This window comes from Thiobacillus thiophilus, from assembly GCF_055378705.1.
On the sequence record NZ_AP042404.1, the window covers coordinates 1228758 to 1246675 of the forward strand.

Here is a 17918-nt window from a genome sequence, read left to right on the forward strand (position 1 = left end):
CATGCTGATCGACTGGTTTACCGTCGGTGCGCAAGTCGTCAACTTCCTCATTCTGGTGTGGCTGTTGAAGCACTTTCTATATCGGCCCATTCTCGACGCTATCGATGCACGCGAGAAGCGGATCGCCAGCGAGCTGGCAGACGCCGACGCGAAGCAGGCCGACGCGCAGAAGGAGCGCGACGAATTCCAGCATAAGAACGAAGCGTTCGAGCAGCAGCGCGCCACGCTCATGAGCCAGGCAAAAGACGAGGCCAAAACCGAACGTCTGCGGCTCCTGGACGAAGCGCGGCAGGCAGCCGAATCCCTGAGTGCCAAGCGGCAGGACGCGCTGAGGAACGATGCCCATCACCTGAATCAAGCCATCAGCCGCCGGGCTCAACAGGAAGTATTCGCCATCGCTCGAAAGGCGCTGACGGATCTCGCCGGGACAAACCTGGAAGAGCTCATGAGTGAAGTCTTGATTCGCCGCTTGCGAGAACTGGATGATCCGACCAAAGCAGGCCTCGCCAAAGCCTTCCAGTCAGGCTCCGAGCCTGTGCGCGTACGCAGCGCGTTTGAGCTGCCGGTGGCGCAACGTACCGCCATCCAGAGCGCGCTCGACGAAATCTTCTCGGCCGAAATCCACGTCCGGTTCGAGACCGCGCCCGATTTGGTCAGCGGCATTGAACTCACCACGAACGGACAAAAGGTGGCATGGAGCATTGCGGATTATCTGATGTCGCTGGAAAGGGGCGTCGACGAACTTCTGAAAGAGAAGGGAAAACCCGAAGTCAAAGCCGAGCCAAAGACTGAGCAAAGCACCAATGAAAATAAACCCTGAGAGCCTTCAGACCGTATTCGACAGCGCGTTTGCGGGAATTAGCCAGGCGCGGGAAGCCTTTGTGCCGCAGATCAGGCCACGGGAAGTGGGCATGATCACCAGCATCGCCACCGGCATCGCAAAAGTCTCCGGCCTCCCCGGCGTGGGATTCGAGGAAGTGCTGAAGTTTCCCGGCGATATGTATGGCATCGCATTCAACGTCGACGAAGACGAAATCGGCGTCGTTCTGCTGGGCGACTACTGGCACCTGCAGGCGGGCGATGAAGTCGAACGCAGGGGGCACGTGGTGGACGTTCCGGTGGGAGACGGCTTGATCGGACGGATCATCAATCCCATGGGCCGGCCTCTGGATGGCAAGGGTCCGGTGCTTTCCAGCACACGTCTGCCCGTCGAACGCCCCGCCCCGCCCATCATGGACCGCGCGCCCGTCACCGTACCGCTGCAAACCGGCATCAAGGTCATCGATGCGCTCATCCCGGTTGGGCGCGGCCAGCGCGAGCTGATTCTGGGCGACCGGCAGACCGGCAAGACCGCCATCGCGCTCGACACGATACTCAATCAACGCGACCAGAATGTGCTGTGCGTGTATTGCGCCATTGGCCAGCGCGCGTCCGGCGTGGCCAAGGTGATCGCCACCCTGCGCGAAAATGGTGCGATGGATTACACCGTCGTGGTCGTCACTGAAGGCAACGAACCCCCCGGCCTTGCTTATATCGCGCCGTACGCCGCGACCAGCATCGCCGAGCGTTTCATGGAGCAGGGCCGCGACGTGCTGATCGTTTACGACGACCTCACGCATCATGCGCGCGCCTATCGCGAACTGTCCTTGCTGCTGCGGCGTCCGCCCGGCCGGGAAGCGTTTCCCGGCGACATTTTTTACATCCACTCGCGCTTGCTGGAGCGCGCAACCCACTTGCGCCCGGACCTCGGCGGCGGATCGTTGACCGCGCTGCCCATCATCGAAACCGAGGCGCAGGATATTTCCGCCTACATCCCGACCAACCTGATTTCCATCACCGACGGGCAGATCTATCTATCGCCATCGCTATTCGAATTAGGCGTGCTGCCCGCGGTCGATGTTGGAAAATCTGTTTCGCGTGTAGGCGGCAAGGCGCAGCGTGCCGCCTACCGTGCCGTGGCGGGTGACCTCAAGCTCGCCTATGCCCAGTTCGAGGAGCTCGAAACTTTTTCCCGCTTCGGCGCCCGTCTGGATGAAGAGACCCGCAAGATCATCGAGCACGGACGGCGTATCCGCGCCTGCCTCAAGCAGCCGGAATTCGCCCCGGTTTCCGTGCCGGCGCAAATCGCCGTGCTGCTGGCATTGACTGCCGGGCTGTTCGATGGCGTACCGCCTGACCAGATGGACAATGCGGAGAATGCCGTGCGCGAGGCAGCAATGAATTTTCCGGATGAGGTGGTCGCGCGATTCGACACCGCCGATAAACTGAGCGATGAAGATCGCAAATCGATACTCGCAATCACGCGTCAGGCACTTGAGGCATTCGCGCCGGGACAGAAACCCGAAACCAATACAGATGCAAATGTCCAGGTCGGGATGAAGGCGAAGCCGGAAAGCAAGCCGGCGTCATGACCGAAACCGTGGCGAGCCTTCGCCGAAAGATCGCCGGTGCCGGTGATCTTGAATCCGTGGTGCGCACGATGAAAGCCATGGCCGCGTCGAGCATCGGGCAATACGAGAACGCGGTGCACGCTCTGGACGACTATTATCGAACCGTGCAATTGGGCCTGGCCGCGAGTTTCCGACAGAATGCATCTGCTACAACCGTGACAAGCGTGCCGCAAAAGGATATCGGGACGATTGGTGCCGTCGTGTTTGGATCCGACCAGGGACTGGTTGGCCAATTCAACGATGTCATGGCGGAGTTTGTCGTGCAGACACTGGGGAATCTGCCCGGTAAAAAAATAGTCTGGGCAGTCGGTGAACGCATTCAATCACGCTTTTCCGACACGGGCATGCTGGCACGGGAACACTTTGCCCTACCCAATTCCATTAACGCGATTACGCCGCTGGTCGGACAGGTCCTGATCGAAATGGAAGCGCAGCGTGAAAAAGGCGCGATCACACAGGTTTACCTGTTTCACAACCGCCCCAAGTCCGGGGCAATCTACACGCCTGTGAGCCAGCGGCTGCTACCACTGGACAACCTGTGGCGGCGTGATCTGGCTGCTATCCGCTGGCCTACCAATAATTTGCCCGAAGTCATGAATGGCAGGGAACAGACGCTGTCTGCCCTGGTTCGCGAATATCTCTTCGTTTCACTTTTCAGGGCATGTGCCGAATCCCTGGCAAGTGAAAACGCCAGCCGCCTGGCTGCGATGCAGCGTGCTGAAAAAAATATCGATGAATTGCTGGAGGATCTGAACCGGACATTTCACCGCCTGCGTCAAAGCGGTATCGACGAGGAGTTGTTCGACGTCGTCTCTGGCTTCGAGGCACTGGCCGAGTCCAGCACCCATCTGGCCCATTAGGCCTCGTTTTGACCCCTGCAATGCGATGAGTGCAGTTTTCCTATACTGATTATGCGGAGTCCCTCAGGGAAAATCATTCATGTTCGACGTTGCCGTTATATGTCTTGTGTTGACCGCTCTGCTGTCCTACCTGAATCACCGGTTTATAGGCTTGCCAACCACAATTGGCGTAATGGGCACTGCCTTGCTCCTTTCATTCGCGCTGTTGGGACTAGCCAAATTCGGTTTTGGCGCTTTGCGTGACTATGAGGTGTCACTCCTCTCATCAATCGATTTCTCGGAATTACTGATGCAGGGGATGTTGTCCCTCTTGCTATTTGCCGGAGCACTGCATGTCGATCTGAGTGAGTTGAAAGCGTACAAATGGCAAATCGGTATCCTGGCGGTGTTCGGCACACTGACATCGACCCTGCTGGTCGGCTTTGTCCTGTGGGCGATCCTGCCGTACCTTGGCATCGCACTGCCGCTTTCCTACTGTCTGATATTCGGCGCATTGATCTCGCCGACCGATCCGATTGCCGTGATGGGCATACTGAAATCGGCCGATGCACCGAAAAGCCTGGAGATCGTCATCGCCGGCGAGTCGCTGTTCAATGACGGTATTGGCGTGGTCTTGTTCACGTTGATATTGGCGATGATCGCCAGCGGCGAGCCTCCGACTGTAGCGCACGGTGCCCTGTTACTGCTTGAAGAAGGCGGCGGCGGGATCGTGTTCGGATTGGTGCTCGGCTATCTGGCCTATCGCATGCTGAAGAGCATCGACAGCTACCAGGAGGAGGTTTTGATCACGCTGGCCACCGTACTTGGCGGCTACGCGCTGGCGAATCATCTGCAGGTGTCCGGTCCACTGGCCATGGTGGTGGCCGGACTGATCATTGGTAACCATGGCCGCGCACTGGCGATGTCGGACAAGACGCGCGAACATCTGGACATGTTCTGGGAATTGCTCGATTCAATGCTCAATGCGGTGTTGTTTGTGTTGATCGGACTGGAAGTGGTCCTGATCGAGTTTTCGACCAGCCTGGCGCTGGCCACGGCAGTCGTCATTGTCATTACCCTGTTGGCACGACTGCTGTCGGTGGGCGCTCCCCTCGTTCTGTTACAACGTGTGTTCAATTTGCCACAAGGTGCATTACAGGTGCTTACCTGGGGCGGATTGCGCGGCGGTATTTCGGTGGCACTGGCACTCTCGCTTCCAAGCGGGCCACAACGCGATTTGGTGCTGGCTCTGACCTATGGGGTAGTGGTGTTTTCGATCCTGGTTCAGGGCCTGAGCATCGGTAAGCTGGTGCGCGCGCAGAGGGGTAATGCCAGTCAGCCCTGCCTGCATGCGGATTGACAGATAACTGCTTTTATCAAAAGCCGGTCTTGTTGTCGGCGGAAGGATAGCGATGAAAATCAAGTCAAAGGATTACCGGGTTCAGGAAGGCGACAAGGTCAATCTCAAGAAGTGGCCGACGCGTGTCGATCCGGCTTACAAGTCAAAGAAGAATTATCACAAAAAGCTAAAAAACCAGGTGGAGGAGTTAAGCGAACTGCAGCGTCTGCACTACGCGTCCAACCGCTATGCGCTGCTGCTGATTTTCCAGGCCATGGACGCTGCAGGGAAAGATGGTGCCATCCGCCACGTGATGTCCGGCGTCAATCCCCAAGGCTGCCAGGTGTTCAGCTTCAAACATCCTAGTGCGACGGAACTGGATCATGATTTCCTGTGGCGTACCACGCAGTCGCTTCCCGAACGCGGCCGGATCGGCATCTTCAATCGCTCCTATTACGAGGAGGTGTTGATCGTTCGCGTGCATCCGGAGATTCTTCGCAGCCAGGGGCTCCCGGATGAGGGGCTCGACAAGAAAACGATCTGGCAGGAGCGATATCGTTCCATCATGGGCCTGGAAAATCATCTTTATCGTAACGGCACCCGGATCATCAAATTCTTCCTCCACCTGTCGGAAGAAGAGCAGCGCAAGCGCTTCCTCGATCGCATCGACGAGCCCGACAAGAACTGGAAATTCAGTATTGCCGACATTGAAGAACGGAAATACTGGAAACAGTATATGCAGGCCTATGAGGCGTGCCTCGGCGCAACGAGCACAAAAAACGCGCCCTGGTATGTGGTGCCCGCCGACGACAAAAAGAACGCCCGGCTGATTGTCTCCCGGATCATTCTGGATACGTTTAATGCCCTGAACATGCACTACCCCGAGACCGACGCCAAGCGCCAGCAGGAATTGCTGTCAATCCGCCAACAGCTGATGAAGGAAGCGCCCGGTGGCAACTGAGCGCGGCCGCGTATGTAAAACCTCGATGATCTGTCATCGATCTATTGTGTTGAAAAACGGCTGAAGACCTGAAGGCGGTTACGGCATCGTTTGCCTCATGCAAGGACCCGCCCGCCACCGCTTCAGCCGGCCACAAAAAAGCGGCCGATCTTTCGATGGCCGCCTTCAGCATGCACCCACAGACGCACGTCTTGAATACTTTCGTTTTTCAAGCTTCAAGCGCGTCCAAAGCGGTTTCCAGGTTGAAGCAAAATCGCATGGGTCGTTTGGCAGCAACGCCCTGGCCGTTAAAACCGCTCAGGCGGCCAGGCTGTCCTTCACCCGCAGCAGACGGGTGCGCGCTTCGGTCGCGACATTGTGCACGGCCGGGTTGCTCACCAGTTTCTCCATGATGCCGGGGTCGAGAAAGGACACGGTCACCTTGCCGTCCGTTTCCTCGCGCACGACGACGTTGCACGGCAGCAGCATGCCGACATCGGGCTCGGCGCTGATGGCCTGGTGCGCCAGCGGCGGGTTGCAGGCGCCGAGGATGCGATAGGGGCGGCCGTCGATATTGAGCTTGGCCTTCAAGGTGGCCTGCACGTCGATGTCGGTCAGCACGCCGAAGCCTTCGGCTTTCAGTGCGGCGGTGACCTTGTCCACTGCTGCGTCGAAGGGGCCGCTGATCTGGGTGTCGAATCCGTATTCGCTCATGGTGTTGCTCCTGATTGGGGGGTCAATGAGGCATTTTACCTGCTTCGCCGTGACAGAGACCGCAATGCAATCAGGGTTCGGGCGATTGTCGCTCCATCTTCCACCACGGCTGGTATGCCTCGTCGGACCGCAGCGAAAAATGATTCGGCGACATATACGTATTGATGCTCGAATTGGCTGGCTTATTCCCCGATTTCCTGAGCCCAGAGCATGGCGTCGATATGGAAGCTGCTGACCCGCCAAAGATCCAGCCCGATGGCTTGCGCGAGCGCGGCCACATTGTCGTTATCGGATTGCTCGCAGGCGATGGCCAGGTCGAGGTAGGGCGCATATTTCCCGGCTTGATGGAGCAGCGCCTCGTCAACCCATGGCGGCAGGCTGACCTGCTTCAGCACATCCTCCATGGGCATGGACAGCACGACATCCAGCAAGGAAAACATGCCCGCCACGAACAGCTCATCCCGCTCCTCTGCGGACAGGGCGTCCCGGGCGCAAAGCTCGGCCAGCCGCGCACGGATGAGGGCATTTTCCATCACCGCCCAGTCCAGCCCCGTTGACTCGCCGCTGGTAAACAGCAAGAGCGTCAGCCAGCGATAAAATTTCTGCTCGCCCAGCACCATCAGCGCCTGCTCCAGGGTGGCGACCTTGTGCGTCAGCCCCGTTCCCGGGGAATTGATGTAGCGCAGCAGCTTGTAGGACAGCGCCAGGTTCTGCTTGATCAGGGCAGTCAGCTCGGACGCCCCCGCATCGCTTCGCAGCTTGTTCAGCAGCTCCAGAATCTTGAGGCGGCCGGCATCCATCTTCGGCGCGTCCAGCTTTTCCCGACTGGTGATGAAAGGCCCCTGGTAATACGCGAACGGCAGGCTGGCGCAGACGTTGTATTCCTCCAGGGTTTGAATGTTGGTCGCCACGAACCTGATTGCCGGGGCCAGCCTGAGCGCGGCATCCATCCGGTCGCTGATGACCGGGATATCGCTGTTGCCGATATCGATGAACAGGAAATCCGCCCGCGCCAGGAATGGCGCCATGCCCGGGAGTTCCATGACGTCTGCGCGCAGGCCGGTGCGATATCCCAGCGCCCGCAGGCGCCCCAGTCCGGCCAGGCCGGAGGCATGGTTTGCGACGAGCTGCGTGTTGGTGCCCACCACATACACGATACCCTGCGGCTGCGGCGCTTCGAGAAAAGGCATTTCCAGGGAGCTGGCCGACACATCGACAAAGGCCAGCCGGTAGGCCAGCAAGCGCTGAATCCCCATCTCCTGCAGATTGCGCACCAGCACCTTGTCGTACAGGCGCTGGATGCCGATGCTGGATGCCCGTACCCGCGGGTTGATCTTGTACCCCAGGCTCAGGGTATACCCCGCCACGCGCGTGTTCTTCCCCAGCACGGCCTCGCGGCGCACGATCGCCCTGGCGGGCGGGGATGCCAGCGGAGCGGTCGAATGAGTCACCACTTGGGCGGGGGTTTTATCCACTTCGCCCGCCAAGGGCGCAACGACATTCAGCTTGCGAAAGGCCGCCTGTTCGCGCTGCGACACAAACAGGCGGCCATGCTCGGCGTCTTTGCACCGCCGGGCCTTTTTCCCCCTCAACATTCCGATCAAGCGATCCAGCATCAAAAAGCCATTCCCATCAGGCATCCCCAAGCGACGGGCTTCGTTTCAGTCCCCGTCATCGGGCGGCGGCCCACTTTCGCCGGCTATTGTCGCGATTTTTGAAGCCATATGGGAAATCATGCCCCGACCGGGATCTCCGGACGTAAAAACGCCACCTCGACGGTGGCGTTTGTTTGGGTTCCAGCAAAGATCAGCGTTGGCCTTTTGTCGGCTTGTCTGCTTTGGGCGGGGTGATGAACGATCCGACCGGAACAACAACCTGCTTCGGTTTTTTGGGTTTCTTTGCTTCCTTGTTTTTACGTAACTGGCCTTTTGCCATGGGGGTCTCCTTGCAACAACTCCGGAAATACGACCGCGTTTGCAGAAGCAGACACGGCACGAAATGATCATAGACCCTTACGCGAGAATGAGTAGCTTTATATTAAGCCCAGATTGTCCATTCGGCACACGATGACGGTGCGACCGGGGGCGAGGTGGTTCGTAGGGTGCGCCGTGCGCACCGATCCATCCGCCATGGTGCGCACGGCGCACCCTACGCGCCACAAAGCGGCTAATGGACAATCTGGGTTAAGTTCACTTTGATGAACCGACAGGCCGTCTGATGGTCGCCGGTCTTTCTCCCGACGGGGAAGCGGCGCCGGCCATGTGCGGCCAGCCGCCACGTGGCCCCTATTTCGTGTGGCGCCTGCGCTGTGCGCGTGCCGCCAGCATCGACGGAAAATCCGCCGCCAGAATCTCGGGCGTCAGATAGCCGAGGGCGAACTCGGTAAACGCTGCCACCTCGTGCGTCTGCCAGGCGGCATCGCGGTCCAGTGCCCCGGCCAGCAAGGACGCCACCCGGGGCGCGGCCTCGATGCTGGCGCGCGCATCCAGCAGCAGCGCACGGGTGCGCCGCGCGAGCACGTCCTGCACGCTGCGCGCCATTTCGTGCTGCGCCGCCCACACCACTTCGGCGCCGATGTAGGGCAGCCGCGGATGCAGGCGCACGGCCCAGTCCGGCCGCGCCTGCTCGGACGCCAGCGCCTGCACCGCGCCGGCGTCCGCGCCATAGACCCGCAGCGGGGTCGGCGCGGCTTCGGGGGTGGCGCCATGCAGCGGCAGGTTCGCGGTGCGGCAGGGGCGGCCCGGCAGTTGCGCGACGCGGGCGGCGGCGTCGACGGTCTGCTCGGCCATTTCGCGATAGGTCGTCCACTTGCCGCCGGTGATGCTGACGAGGCCGGATTCCTCGCGCAACAAATGGTCGCGCGCCAGCGCCGAGGTGGCGCGCCCGCTGCCGGCGCGCACCAGCGGGCGCAGCCCGGCGAATACGCTCAGCACGTCCTGCCGGCGCGGCGCTTCCTGCAGGTAACGCCCGGCGTGTTCGAGCAGGAAATCGATCTCCGCCGGCTGCGCGCGCGGTTCGGCCTCGGCGTCCTCGACCGGCGTGTCGGTGGTGCCGACCAGCAGCCGGTCCTGCCAGGGAATGACGAACAGCACCCGGCCGTCGTCGGTCTTCGGCACCATGATCGCATTGCGGCCGGGCAGAAAGCGCCGCTCCAGCACGATGTGCGCGCCCTGGCTGGGCGCCACCAGCGCGGCGGCCCCGGGTTCGGCCATGCGCCGGATCGAATCGCAGAACACCCCGGTGGCGTTGACCACCACGCGTGCGGGGATCTCGTACTCGGCGCCGGTTTCGCGGTCGCGCGCCATTACCCCGGCCACCGGCGTGCCGGCGCCGCCGGCACGCAGCAATCCCGTCACCTGGCAGTAATTGATCGGCGTCGCGCCATGGTCCCAGGCGCTGGCCGCCAGGCAGACCGCGAGGCGGGCGTCGTCGAACTGGCCGTCGTGATACAGCACGCCGCCGCGCAAACCATCGGCGCGCAGCCCCGGCAGCTCGCGGCGGGTTTCGGCCGCGTCGAGCCGACGCGAGCGCCCCAGGCTGGCGCGCCCGGCGAGGCGTTCGTACACGCCCAGGCCGAAACCGTAATACAGGCTTTCGCCGCGCCGGTAGGTGGGGATGACGAAAGGCTGCTCGCTCGCCAGGTGCGGCGCGTTGGCCAGCACGCGCCCGCGCTCGCGCAGCGCGCCCATCACCAGTTTCAGATTGCCCTGGCGCAGGTAGCGCACCCCGCCGTGCAGCAGCTTGGTGCTGCGGCTGGAGGTGGCCTGGGCGAAGTCGTCGCGTTCCAGCAGCAGCGTGTCGTAGCCGCGCGTGGCGGCGTCGAGCGCGATGCCCAGCCCGGTGGCGCCGCCGCCGATCACGATCATGTCCCAGGGCGTGCGACGGGCGGCGAGGCGCTCGATGGCTTCGTCGCGATTCATGGCGTTGCTGGCCCTGCGTCCGGTTGCGCCCAGCCCTTGGAGCGCCCCACCGCGCGATCCCAGCCGCCGCGCAGGGCGTCGACCTGCTCGCGTCCCATCGCAGGCTCGAACACGCGCTCGACCTGCCATTGCGCGGCGATCTCGTCGAGCCCGCCCCAGTAACCCACCGCCAGGCCGGCCAGATAGGCGGCTCCCAGCGCGGTGGTCTCGGTGACCTTGGGGCGCACGACCGGCACCCCCAGCAGGTCGGCCTGGAACTGCATCAGGGTGTCGTTGGCGCTGGCACCGCCGTCGGCGCGCAGCTCGGCGAGGGTAAGACCGGCATCGGCCTGCATCGCGGTGATGAGGTCGGTCACCTGATAGGCGATGGATTCCAGCGCAGCGCGCGCCAGATGGCCGGCCGTGGTGCCGCGCGTGAGGCCGTGGATCGCGCCGCGCGCATACGGGTCCCAGTGCGGCGCGCCCAAACCCACGAACGCGGGCACCAGATAGATGCCGCCGTTATCCGGCACGCTCGCCGCAAGCGTCTCCACCTCGGATACGCTGCGGATGATGCCCAGCCCATCGCGCAGCCATTGCACCACCGCGCCGGCGATGAAGATGCTGCCCTCCAGCGCATAGCTCGGGCGCCCTGCGATGCGCCACGCGGTGGTGGTGATCAGGCGGTTGTGCGACGGGATCGGCGTCTCGCCGGTGTTCATCAGCATGAAGCAACCGGTGCCGTAGGTGTTCTTGACCATGCCGCGCCGGGTGCAGGCCTGCCCGAGCAGGGCGGCATGCTGGTCGCCCGCCACCCCGGCGATGGGAATGCGCCCGCCGCCCAGCAGGTCGGTGTCGCCATACATGGCGCTGGAGTCGCGCACCTCGGGCAGTATCGCGCGCGGCACCCGCATGACGTCGAGCAGCTCGTCGTCCCACGCCTGCCGCGTGATGTCGAACAGCAGCGTTCGCGACGCGTTGGTCGCGTCGGTGACGTGCAGCGCGCCGCTGCTCAGTTTCCACAGCAGCCAGCTGTCGACGGTGCCGAACGCCAGCTCGCCCGCCTCCGCCCGCCGTCGCGCATCGGGCACGTTGTCGAGGATCCAGCGCAGCTTGGTGCCCGCGAGATACGCGTCGAGCACCAGCCCCGTCTTGCGCTGGAACAGCGCCTCGTGCCCCGCCGCACGCAGCTCGTCGCACAGGCCTGCAGTGCGCCGGTCCTGCCACACGATGGCGTTGTGGATGGGCTGCCCGGTGCGGCGATCCCATACCACCGAGGTCTCACGCTGGTTGGTGATGCCGATGGCGGCGATGTCGCGCCCCGACAGCCCGGCGCTGGTGATCGCCTCGGCGGCGACGCCGATCTGCGACGACCAGATCTCGTTGGGATCGTGTTCGACCCAGCCCGGCTGCGGGAAGATCTGCCGGAACTCCTTCTGCGCGACGGATTTGATCTGCCCCGCGTGATCGAACACGATCGCGCGCGAACTGGTGGTGCCCTGGTCGAGCGCGAGCACGTATTTCATCTTCATCTCCGGATGTGAGCCATGAGCGACCCTGGTTTTCAATCAGGCGGCACATACGTGCGTGTCATATCGCCCGGACGGCGCTGACTGATTCAGCACGACCGGGACACACGTCGCGTCGACACCGCCTCCTGGCGAAAGACGTTCTGTTTTCATGCTAACACGGGATTTTTTCCGCCACGCGAGCGTACCGCACGGTACGTTTTGCGAGCGCCGAGCGAATGCGCAGGAAGGCGCAGCCTGTTTACGAAAGCCCATGGGCTTGTTGCATTTCCGTGCGGATGCTGTGAAGCTTGAGTCGAATTCGATCATGTACACGGTCAAGCAATTGAGTGACAGTCGCGGATGTGTTTGATGTCTGCACAAACGTCCCTGCTAAAAACGCACCCTGTGCATTGAGTCTAGGATCTCGCGTCTGCGGCGCCCGGCTGCTCACGTCAAACGCCGCTGGGTTGCGCGGGCACGTCAATAACAATCAATCGAGGATTCCCACACGATGCGGACACCGCTGCCCACGCTCCTGATTTTTCTGCTGATTCTTCTCGGCGGCAGCGGAACGGTGCGGGCGGCGACGCTGTCGATTTCCTGCGGCGCGGTCGGGGTGGAGCTACGCTTGTGCCGCCAGGGTGTCGAGGCCTGGGCACGCCAGACCGGTAACCCGGTCAAGGTCGTCTCGACGCCGAACTCGGCGTCCGAGCGCTTCGCGCTGTACCAGCAGATTCTGGCCTCGCATTCGTCCGACATCGACATCCTCCAGATCGACGTGGTCTGGCCCGGCACCCTGGCGCCGCATCTGGTGGATCTGTCGCAGTACATCGGCAGCGAGGCCACCCGGCAGTTCTTCCCCGCGCTGATCGCCAACAACACCATAGCCGGCAAGCTGGTGGCGATGCCGTGGTTCACCGACGCCGGCGTGCTGTATTACCGCAAGGATCTGCTGGAAAAATACGATGTACGTCCGCCCGCCACCTGGCAGCAGTTGACTGTCACCGCGCGCCGCATTCAGGCCGCCGAGCGCGCGGCCGGCAATCCGCGCATGCACGGTTTCGTGTTCCAGGCCAAGGGTTACGAGGGCCTTACCTGCGATGCGCTGGAATGGATCGACAGCTTCGGCGGCGGCATGCTGGTCGACGCCGACGGCACGGTGACGGTCGACAACCCGCGCGCCGCGGCGGCGCTGGAACTGGCCGCGAGCTGGATCGGCGACATCGCGCCGCGGGGCGTGCTGAACTACGACGAGGAGGAAAGCCGCGGCGTGTTCCAGTCCGGCAACGCCGTGTTCATGCGCAACTGGCCGTACGCGTGGGCGCTAGGCAATGCCGCGGACAGTCCGATCCGCGGCAGGATCGGGATCATCGCGCTGCCCGCGGGCGGACCGCACGGCCATCGCAGCGGCGTGCTCGGCGGCTGGCAACTGGCGGTGTCGCGGTATTCGAAACATCCACAGCTCGCCGCCGATCTGGTGCGCTACCTCACCCGCTACGCCGAGCAGAAACGCCGCGCGATCGAAGGTTCCTACAACCCGACGATAACAGCGCTGTACCGCGATCCGGACGTGCTCGCCGCGGCACCGTTTTTCGGCACGCTCTATCCGACCTTCGAGCATGCAGTGGCGCGGCCTTCGCGCATTACAGGCAGCAAATATGCACGCGTCAGCGCCGAGTTCTACTACACGGTGCACGACGTACTGAGCGGCAAGACGGCGGCAGCACCCGCGCTGGCGACGCTGCAGCGCAAACTGACGCGGCTCTCGCACGGGGGAAGCTGGTGAACAGCATGCGCGCGCACGCTCCCGTTTCCCGGCTGACGCGCCAGCGCGTGCGTTCGGCCTGGCTGTTCCTGACGCCGATGCTGGTCGTGCTGGCGCTGGTGGCCGGCTGGCCGCTGGCCAAGACCATCGCCTACGGCTTTACCGATGCCAGCCTGATCGACCCCGCTTCGGCCAGATTCGTCGGCTTCGACAACTTCGCCTATCTGCTGCTCGACGCGAACTGGTGGACGGCGGTGCGGAATACGGTCGTATTCGCCGCCATCTCGGTATCGCTCGAAACCGTTCTCGGCCTGGCGATCGCGCTCGCCCTGAATGCGCAGTTTCGCGGCCGCGGCGGACTGCGCGCGGCGATCCTGATTCCATGGGCGATCCCGACCGTGGTGTCGGCGCAGATGTGGAGCTGGATGTTCAACGACGTGTTCGGCGTCATCAACCATGTGCTGCTCGCGCTCGGCCTGATCGCCGAGCCGGTCGCCTGGCTTGCTTCGCCGGACACCGCACTGCTGTCGATTATCCTGGTCGACGTCTGGAAGACCACGCCGTTCATGGCGCTCCTGATATTGGCGGGGCTGCAGATGCTGCCGAAGGAATGCTTCGAATCCGCCCGCGTCGACGGCGTGCATCCGCTCAAGGTGTTCTTCCGCATTACGCTGCCCTTGCTCAAACCGACGCTGATGGTGGCGATCATTTTCCGCCTGCTCGACGCCTTGCGCATGTTCGACCTGGTCTACGTGATGAGCGGCAACAGCCGCGACACCATGTCGATGTCGGTGTATGCGCGCCAGCAGCTCATCGACTTTGGCGACCTCGGCTTCGGCTCGGCGGCGGCGACGATGATCTTCGCGATCATCGCGCTGTTCACCGTCGTCTATCTCACCATGGCCCGCGTCGGTCGGGAGAACTGAAGCATGCCCCGCAGATTGAAACACCTGATCGGGAAAAGCGCGTTCTATCTGCTGCTGATCGTCATCGGCCTCTACACCGTGTTCCCGTTCTACTGGGCCATCGTCTCATCGCTGAAATCGGGTTCGGCGCTGTTCCAGGTGGAGTTCTGGCCGACGCATCCGCAGTGGAATAACTACGTCGCGGTATTCCGCGAACAGCCTTTCGGCCGCAACATTCTCAACTCGGTGTTCGTGGCGGTTTCCACCGTGGCGTTATCGCTGGCGCTGGCGCTGGCCGCCGCCTACGCGGTCGGCCGCGTGCAGTTTCGTGGCCGCAGGTTGCTGCTGTTCGTGATCCTCGGCGTGTCGATGTTCCCGCAGATCGCGGTGCTGTCCGGCATGTTCGAGCTAATCAGCGCGCTCGGGCTGTACAACAATCTGCTGGCGCTGTCGTTTTCCTATCTGATCTTCACCCTGCCGTTCACGGTCTGGGTATTGACGACATTCATGCGCGAGCTGCCAAAGGAGCTGGAAGAGGCCGCGATCGTCGACGGCGCGACCCCGCTCACCATCGTCACGCGCGTGTTCTTGCCGCTGATGGGGCCGGCAATAGTGACCACCGGCCTGCTGGCCTTCATCGCGGCCTGGAACGAGTTTCTGTTCGCGTTGACCTTTACGCTGTCGAGCGACATGCGCACCGTACCGGTGGCGATCGCCCTGATTTCCGGCGCCAGCTCGCACGAGCTGCCCTGGGGCAACATCATGGCCGCGTCGGTCATCGTCACCGTGCCGCTGATCGTGCTGGTGCTGGTGTTCCAGCGGCGCATCGTCTCCGGACTCACCGCCGGCGCGATCAAGGGCTGATTGTTAATGCGTGAACTGATGCACAAAAGGAGACCGTAACCCATGGCTACCATTTCCGTGCAGGCTGTCGGCAAGCGCTTCGGCAAGACCGAAGCCGTCAGGAACGTCGGGTTCGATATTCGCGACGGCGAATTCGCCGTGTTCGTCGGGCCGTCCGGCTGCGGCAAATCCACGCTGCTGCGCCTGATTGCCGGCCTGGAGGATGTCAGCGCCGGCAGCATTGCATTCGATGGTCAGGACGTGACCGAATGGGCGCCCGCCGAACGCGGGGTCGCCATGGTGTTCCAGTCCTACGCGCTGTATCCGCACATGAGCGTCTACGACAACATGGCCTTCGGCCTCAAACTGGCAAAGGCCGACAAGCGTCGCATTGCCGACCGCGTCCGTGAAACCGCCCGCATCCTGCAAATCGAACCGTTGCTCGACCGCAAGCCGCGCGAGCTGTCCGGCGGACAGCGCCAGCGCGTGGCGATCGGCCGCGCGATCGTGCGCCAGCCGCGCGTATTCCTGTTCGACGAGCCGCTGTCCAATCTCGACGCCGCGCTGCGCGTGCAGATGCGCATCGAACTCAAGCGCCTGCACCGCGACCTCGGCACGACGATGATCTACGTCACGCACGACCAGGTGGAAGCGATGACGCTGGCCGACCGCATCGTCGTGCTCAACGCCGGCGCGGTCGAACAGATCGGCGCGCCGCTGGAACTGTATCGCCATCCGCGCAACCTGTTCGTGGCAGGCTTCATCGGCTCGCCGAAGATGAATTTTCTGGCCGCCACCGTCACCGGCTGTGACGCCGGCCAGATCACACTCGACCTCGGCAGCCGCCGGTCCGTCGCCGCCGCCGTCGCCGACACGACGCGTCTTCGTCCGGGCGCGAAGCTCACGCTCGGCCTTCGCCCCGAACACCTGACAACCACCGCCACCGACGCTGCGCAACTCGACGGCGAGGTCATCGCACTCGAACACCTCGGTTCGGAATCCTATGTCCACCTCGCCTGCGGCAACAACGAACCCTTGGTGATCAAATCCGCCGGCGACACCGCGATCGAAGTGGGGCAGCGCGTGTCGGTCGCCGTGCCGCCGCACGCGTGCTACCTGTTCGACGAAACCGGGATGGCGTTGCCGCGACTGGATTGAATACGCGCGACGGGATCGCCATCAATGAGCACTTTTCGGCCGGAACGGTCATTTATCGCTTGATGCAAAAATGACCGTTGCACCTCGCATTACTGCCATTTGAGCAGCTTAAAAAGAAACTTTGGGCCGACGCGAAACCTAGATGCCGCTTACCGATAGTTGCCAATCACCTTTTCGATCTTTAGCGGGCGAGCTGGGGCGTCTGCTCTGTTGCGTGCGACGGTTGTGGTGGCTGAATGTGGTCTGGCCAGTACCTAACGCTCTGAAGGTATTCGGTCGACTCAACATGCTCTGCAAACTCCAGCAGGTTTCCCAACTTTTCCGAAAGTACTGTGCGCACGTCAGCAGGAGAGGCAAAGAAGAACTCCTTTCGATTATTCGCCCAGTTCACGCGACGCCCCGAGAAGTGCCCGTGCAACTCGTTCTCAAGACTCACGGCGTCTTCCGAAAAGAAAATTGCGTGTACGTCAAAACGGAATGGGACCGACGCGTCTCCAAGTTCATTGATACGATCAAGCGGCTCTAGTCGGCGGGTCAGTCCAATCTTCACGACGCGTTCGCCGAATGCACCGCGATTAGAGATGACATAGACGTAGCCCGCTCGAATGTTAGCTGCGCGGTAGTCATTCAAAGCAATGGAACTATCGATATCCGCAAGCTTGCGATCTAGATCAGGGTCGCTTGAGCCACTTGCTCGGACCTTCTCGAGCACCGTCAGGATGTGGCTACGCTCCTTCTCAAGACGTTCTCGCGCAGCAGCCAGCTCTAGTTCTACCTTGCGCTCCTCGCGCAGCCGCTCTCGCTCTGCGCGCGCGGCTTCTTTTTCCTCCTCCTTTTTCATCAAATAGTCGGCTATGAGCTCGATCTCTTCGATGCGGAGAGCATGGAACTCGTCTCCAATACGCATCTCCATCATCTTGCCAAGTTTGGCAATCGCTGTTCTGGCGGCGTCAAGTCGCTTGATGGCCGTTACAGTGTTTCCTGCACGAAGGGACCGCCCGACGTTATCCGCTTCAGCGTTGTAGGCACGGAGCATCAGCTTCGCCAAGTCGTTCGTCATCGCGCGACCCTTCGCCAACGAGCCGTCGAAGGTGAACATGTTCGATTTTTCGATCGCCGCGCCTGCTTTGACCATTTCGGCTATTCGCGACGATATGTCATCGAGACGTTCCCGATAGGCAAGCGCGTTTTCAAGCGGATGGTGATATCGATAGATTCCGACGTCCTGAAGAATTCGTTCGTCGTCGAGAACAACTACGTTGGCTGGGTCTGTACCAAATGACTCCAAGCGTGCGCGCAAGGCCGAGTTCTCCGCCTCCAAGAGCGCAATCCGCTGGTCCCTATTTTCTGGTGACTGCACCTCAGATTCATCTTGAGACTTCTGCACCGCGGCGGCGGAATCTAAATTACTGCGGAATTCACTAGTCTCAATTGGGGTGTCGTCTGGTATCCAGAGCTTCCAACCGGGTGGCGGAGAAGGCCAAGCAGGATCAGGTTTCCAGCCATTCGGCGGGGTCCACCCTTTTGGGGGCTTTGGCCACCCCGGTGGTGGGTT

At 62.0% G+C, this 17918-nt stretch carries 16 protein-coding genes; 10 read left to right on the plus strand and 6 right to left on the minus strand.

Going from position 1 to position 17918, the window contains the following annotated elements:
- Position 1: 1 nt before the first annotated feature.
- From ACZ41T_RS05920 to ACZ41T_RS05940, 5 genes are all read left to right on the plus strand, one after another.
- Positions 2 to 820, plus strand: a complete 819-nt coding sequence (locus tag ACZ41T_RS05920) for a F0F1 ATP synthase subunit delta (protein WP_464923554.1) — start codon at positions 2 to 4, stop codon at positions 818 to 820.
- On the plus strand, positions 804 to 2411 hold the full coding sequence (locus ACZ41T_RS05925; RefSeq protein WP_464923555.1) for an alternate F1F0 ATPase, F1 subunit alpha: 1608 nt from the start codon (positions 804 to 806) through the stop codon (positions 2409 to 2411). Before ACZ41T_RS05920 ends, ACZ41T_RS05925 begins: the two co-directional genes overlap by 17 nt.
- Positions 2408 to 3310 carry a F0F1 ATP synthase subunit gamma gene (locus ACZ41T_RS05930; protein ID WP_464923556.1) on the plus strand — a complete coding sequence of 301 codons (903 nt, stop codon included), beginning with the start codon at positions 2408 to 2410 and terminating at the stop codon, positions 3308 to 3310. The genes ACZ41T_RS05925 and ACZ41T_RS05930 overlap by 4 nt, the downstream gene beginning before the upstream one ends.
- A 79-nt stretch (positions 3311 to 3389) precedes the next feature.
- A complete protein-coding gene (locus tag ACZ41T_RS05935; protein ID WP_464923557.1) occupies positions 3390 to 4649 on the plus strand; it encodes a cation:proton antiporter in 1260 nt (419 codons plus the stop codon).
- A gap of 52 nt (positions 4650 to 4701) precedes the next feature.
- Complete coding sequence (locus ACZ41T_RS05940; protein WP_464923558.1) at positions 4702 to 5589, plus strand: ADP-polyphosphate phosphotransferase; 888 nt, start codon at positions 4702 to 4704, stop codon at positions 5587 to 5589.
- 297 nt (positions 5590 to 5886) lie between these two features.
- Here ACZ41T_RS05940 and ACZ41T_RS05945 read toward each other — a convergent pair whose 3' ends face one another.
- Together ACZ41T_RS05945 and ACZ41T_RS05950 are read right to left on the minus strand one after the other, a co-directional pair.
- Complete coding sequence (locus tag ACZ41T_RS05945) at positions 5887 to 6282, minus strand: DUF302 domain-containing protein (protein ID WP_464923559.1); 396 nt, start codon at positions 6280 to 6282, stop codon at positions 5887 to 5889.
- A 182-nt stretch (positions 6283 to 6464) separates the two neighbouring features.
- Positions 6465 to 7733 carry an EAL and HDOD domain-containing protein gene (locus tag ACZ41T_RS05950; RefSeq protein ID WP_464923560.1) on the minus strand — a complete coding sequence of 423 codons (1269 nt, stop codon included), beginning with the start codon at positions 7731 to 7733 and terminating at the stop codon, positions 6465 to 6467.
- Here ACZ41T_RS05950 and ACZ41T_RS05955 point away from each other — a divergent pair.
- Positions 7725 to 8000 (plus strand): hypothetical protein, encoded by a 276-nt coding sequence (locus tag ACZ41T_RS05955; protein WP_464923561.1) that lies wholly within the window; start codon positions 7725 to 7727, stop codon positions 7998 to 8000. The genes ACZ41T_RS05950 and ACZ41T_RS05955 overlap by 9 nt on opposite strands.
- A gap of 88 nt (positions 8001 to 8088) precedes the next feature.
- Here ACZ41T_RS05955 and ACZ41T_RS05960 read toward each other — a convergent pair whose 3' ends face one another.
- The 3 genes from ACZ41T_RS05960 to glpK all read right to left on the minus strand — a co-directional run bounded on the left by ACZ41T_RS05960 (position 8089) and on the right by glpK (position 11749).
- Entirely contained in the window at positions 8089 to 8217 is a 129-nt protein-coding gene (locus ACZ41T_RS05960; RefSeq protein WP_464923562.1) for a hypothetical protein, read from the minus strand.
- A 350-nt stretch (positions 8218 to 8567) separates the two neighbouring features.
- Positions 8568 to 10202, minus strand: a complete 1635-nt coding sequence (locus ACZ41T_RS05965) for a glycerol-3-phosphate dehydrogenase/oxidase (RefSeq protein ID WP_464923563.1) — start codon at positions 10200 to 10202, stop codon at positions 8568 to 8570.
- Entirely contained in the window at positions 10199 to 11749 is a 1551-nt protein-coding gene (gene glpK, locus ACZ41T_RS05970; protein ID WP_464923564.1) for a glycerol kinase GlpK, read from the minus strand. Before glpK ends, ACZ41T_RS05965 begins: the two co-directional genes overlap by 4 nt.
- 454 nt (positions 11750 to 12203) lie before the next feature.
- On the opposite strand from glpK, the gene ACZ41T_RS05975 reads away from it, so the two are divergent.
- From ACZ41T_RS05975 to ACZ41T_RS05990, 4 genes are read left to right on the plus strand one after another with little or no spacing between them, the layout of a single operon-like run.
- Complete coding sequence (locus ACZ41T_RS05975) at positions 12204 to 13478, plus strand: ABC transporter substrate-binding protein (RefSeq protein ID WP_464923565.1); 1275 nt, start codon at positions 12204 to 12206, stop codon at positions 13476 to 13478.
- 5 nt (positions 13479 to 13483) lie between these two features.
- Positions 13484 to 14383: a carbohydrate ABC transporter permease gene (locus ACZ41T_RS05980; protein ID WP_464923566.1), complete on the plus strand. Its 900-nt coding sequence runs from the start codon at positions 13484 to 13486 to the stop codon at positions 14381 to 14383.
- Positions 14384 to 14386: 3 nt separating this feature from the next.
- Positions 14387 to 15226, plus strand: coding sequence for a carbohydrate ABC transporter permease (locus tag ACZ41T_RS05985; RefSeq protein ID WP_464923567.1), 840 nt, complete (start codon positions 14387 to 14389; stop codon positions 15224 to 15226).
- A gap of 42 nt (positions 15227 to 15268) precedes the next feature.
- Positions 15269 to 16363 (plus strand): ABC transporter ATP-binding protein, encoded by a 1095-nt coding sequence (locus ACZ41T_RS05990; RefSeq protein ID WP_464923568.1) that lies wholly within the window; start codon positions 15269 to 15271, stop codon positions 16361 to 16363.
- A gap of 181 nt (positions 16364 to 16544) precedes the next feature.
- On the opposite strand, the gene ACZ41T_RS05995 is transcribed toward ACZ41T_RS05990, so the two are convergent.
- Entirely contained in the window at positions 16545 to 17750 is a 1206-nt protein-coding gene (locus tag ACZ41T_RS05995) for an SNIPE associated domain-containing protein (RefSeq protein WP_464923569.1), read from the minus strand.
- Positions 17751 to 17918: the final 168 nt, after the last annotated feature.

Bases quoted from the DNA above. Each gene is read 5' to 3' on its own strand.
- ACZ41T_RS05920 (WP_464923554.1), top strand. From the start codon at position 2: ATGCTGATCGACTGGTTTACCGTCGGTGCGCAAGTCGTCAACTTCCTC.
- ACZ41T_RS05925 (WP_464923555.1), top strand. From the start codon at position 804: ATGAAAATAAACCCTGAGAGCCTTCAGACCGTATTCGACAGCGCGTTT.
- ACZ41T_RS05930 (WP_464923556.1), top strand. From the start codon at position 2,408: ATGACCGAAACCGTGGCGAGCCTTCGCCGAAAGATCGCCGGTGCCGGT.
- ACZ41T_RS05935 (WP_464923557.1), top strand. From the start codon at position 3,390: ATGTTCGACGTTGCCGTTATATGTCTTGTGTTGACCGCTCTGCTGTCC.
- ACZ41T_RS05940 (WP_464923558.1), top strand. From the start codon at position 4,702: ATGAAAATCAAGTCAAAGGATTACCGGGTTCAGGAAGGCGACAAGGTC.
- ACZ41T_RS05945 (WP_464923559.1), bottom strand. From the start codon at position 6,282: ATGAGCGAATACGGATTCGACACCCAGATCAGCGGCCCCTTCGACGCA.
- ACZ41T_RS05955 (WP_464923561.1), top strand. From the start codon at position 7,725: ATGAGTCACCACTTGGGCGGGGGTTTTATCCACTTCGCCCGCCAAGGG.
- ACZ41T_RS05960 (WP_464923562.1), bottom strand. From the start codon at position 8,217: ATGGCAAAAGGCCAGTTACGTAAAAACAAGGAAGCAAAGAAACCCAAA.
- ACZ41T_RS05965 (WP_464923563.1), bottom strand. From the start codon at position 10,202: ATGAATCGCGACGAAGCCATCGAGCGCCTCGCCGCCCGTCGCACGCCC.
- ACZ41T_RS05975 (WP_464923565.1), top strand. From the start codon at position 12,204: ATGCGGACACCGCTGCCCACGCTCCTGATTTTTCTGCTGATTCTTCTC.
- ACZ41T_RS05980 (WP_464923566.1), top strand. From the start codon at position 13,484: ATGCGCGCGCACGCTCCCGTTTCCCGGCTGACGCGCCAGCGCGTGCGT.
- ACZ41T_RS05985 (WP_464923567.1), top strand. From the start codon at position 14,387: ATGCCCCGCAGATTGAAACACCTGATCGGGAAAAGCGCGTTCTATCTG.
- ACZ41T_RS05990 (WP_464923568.1), top strand. From the start codon at position 15,269: ATGGCTACCATTTCCGTGCAGGCTGTCGGCAAGCGCTTCGGCAAGACC.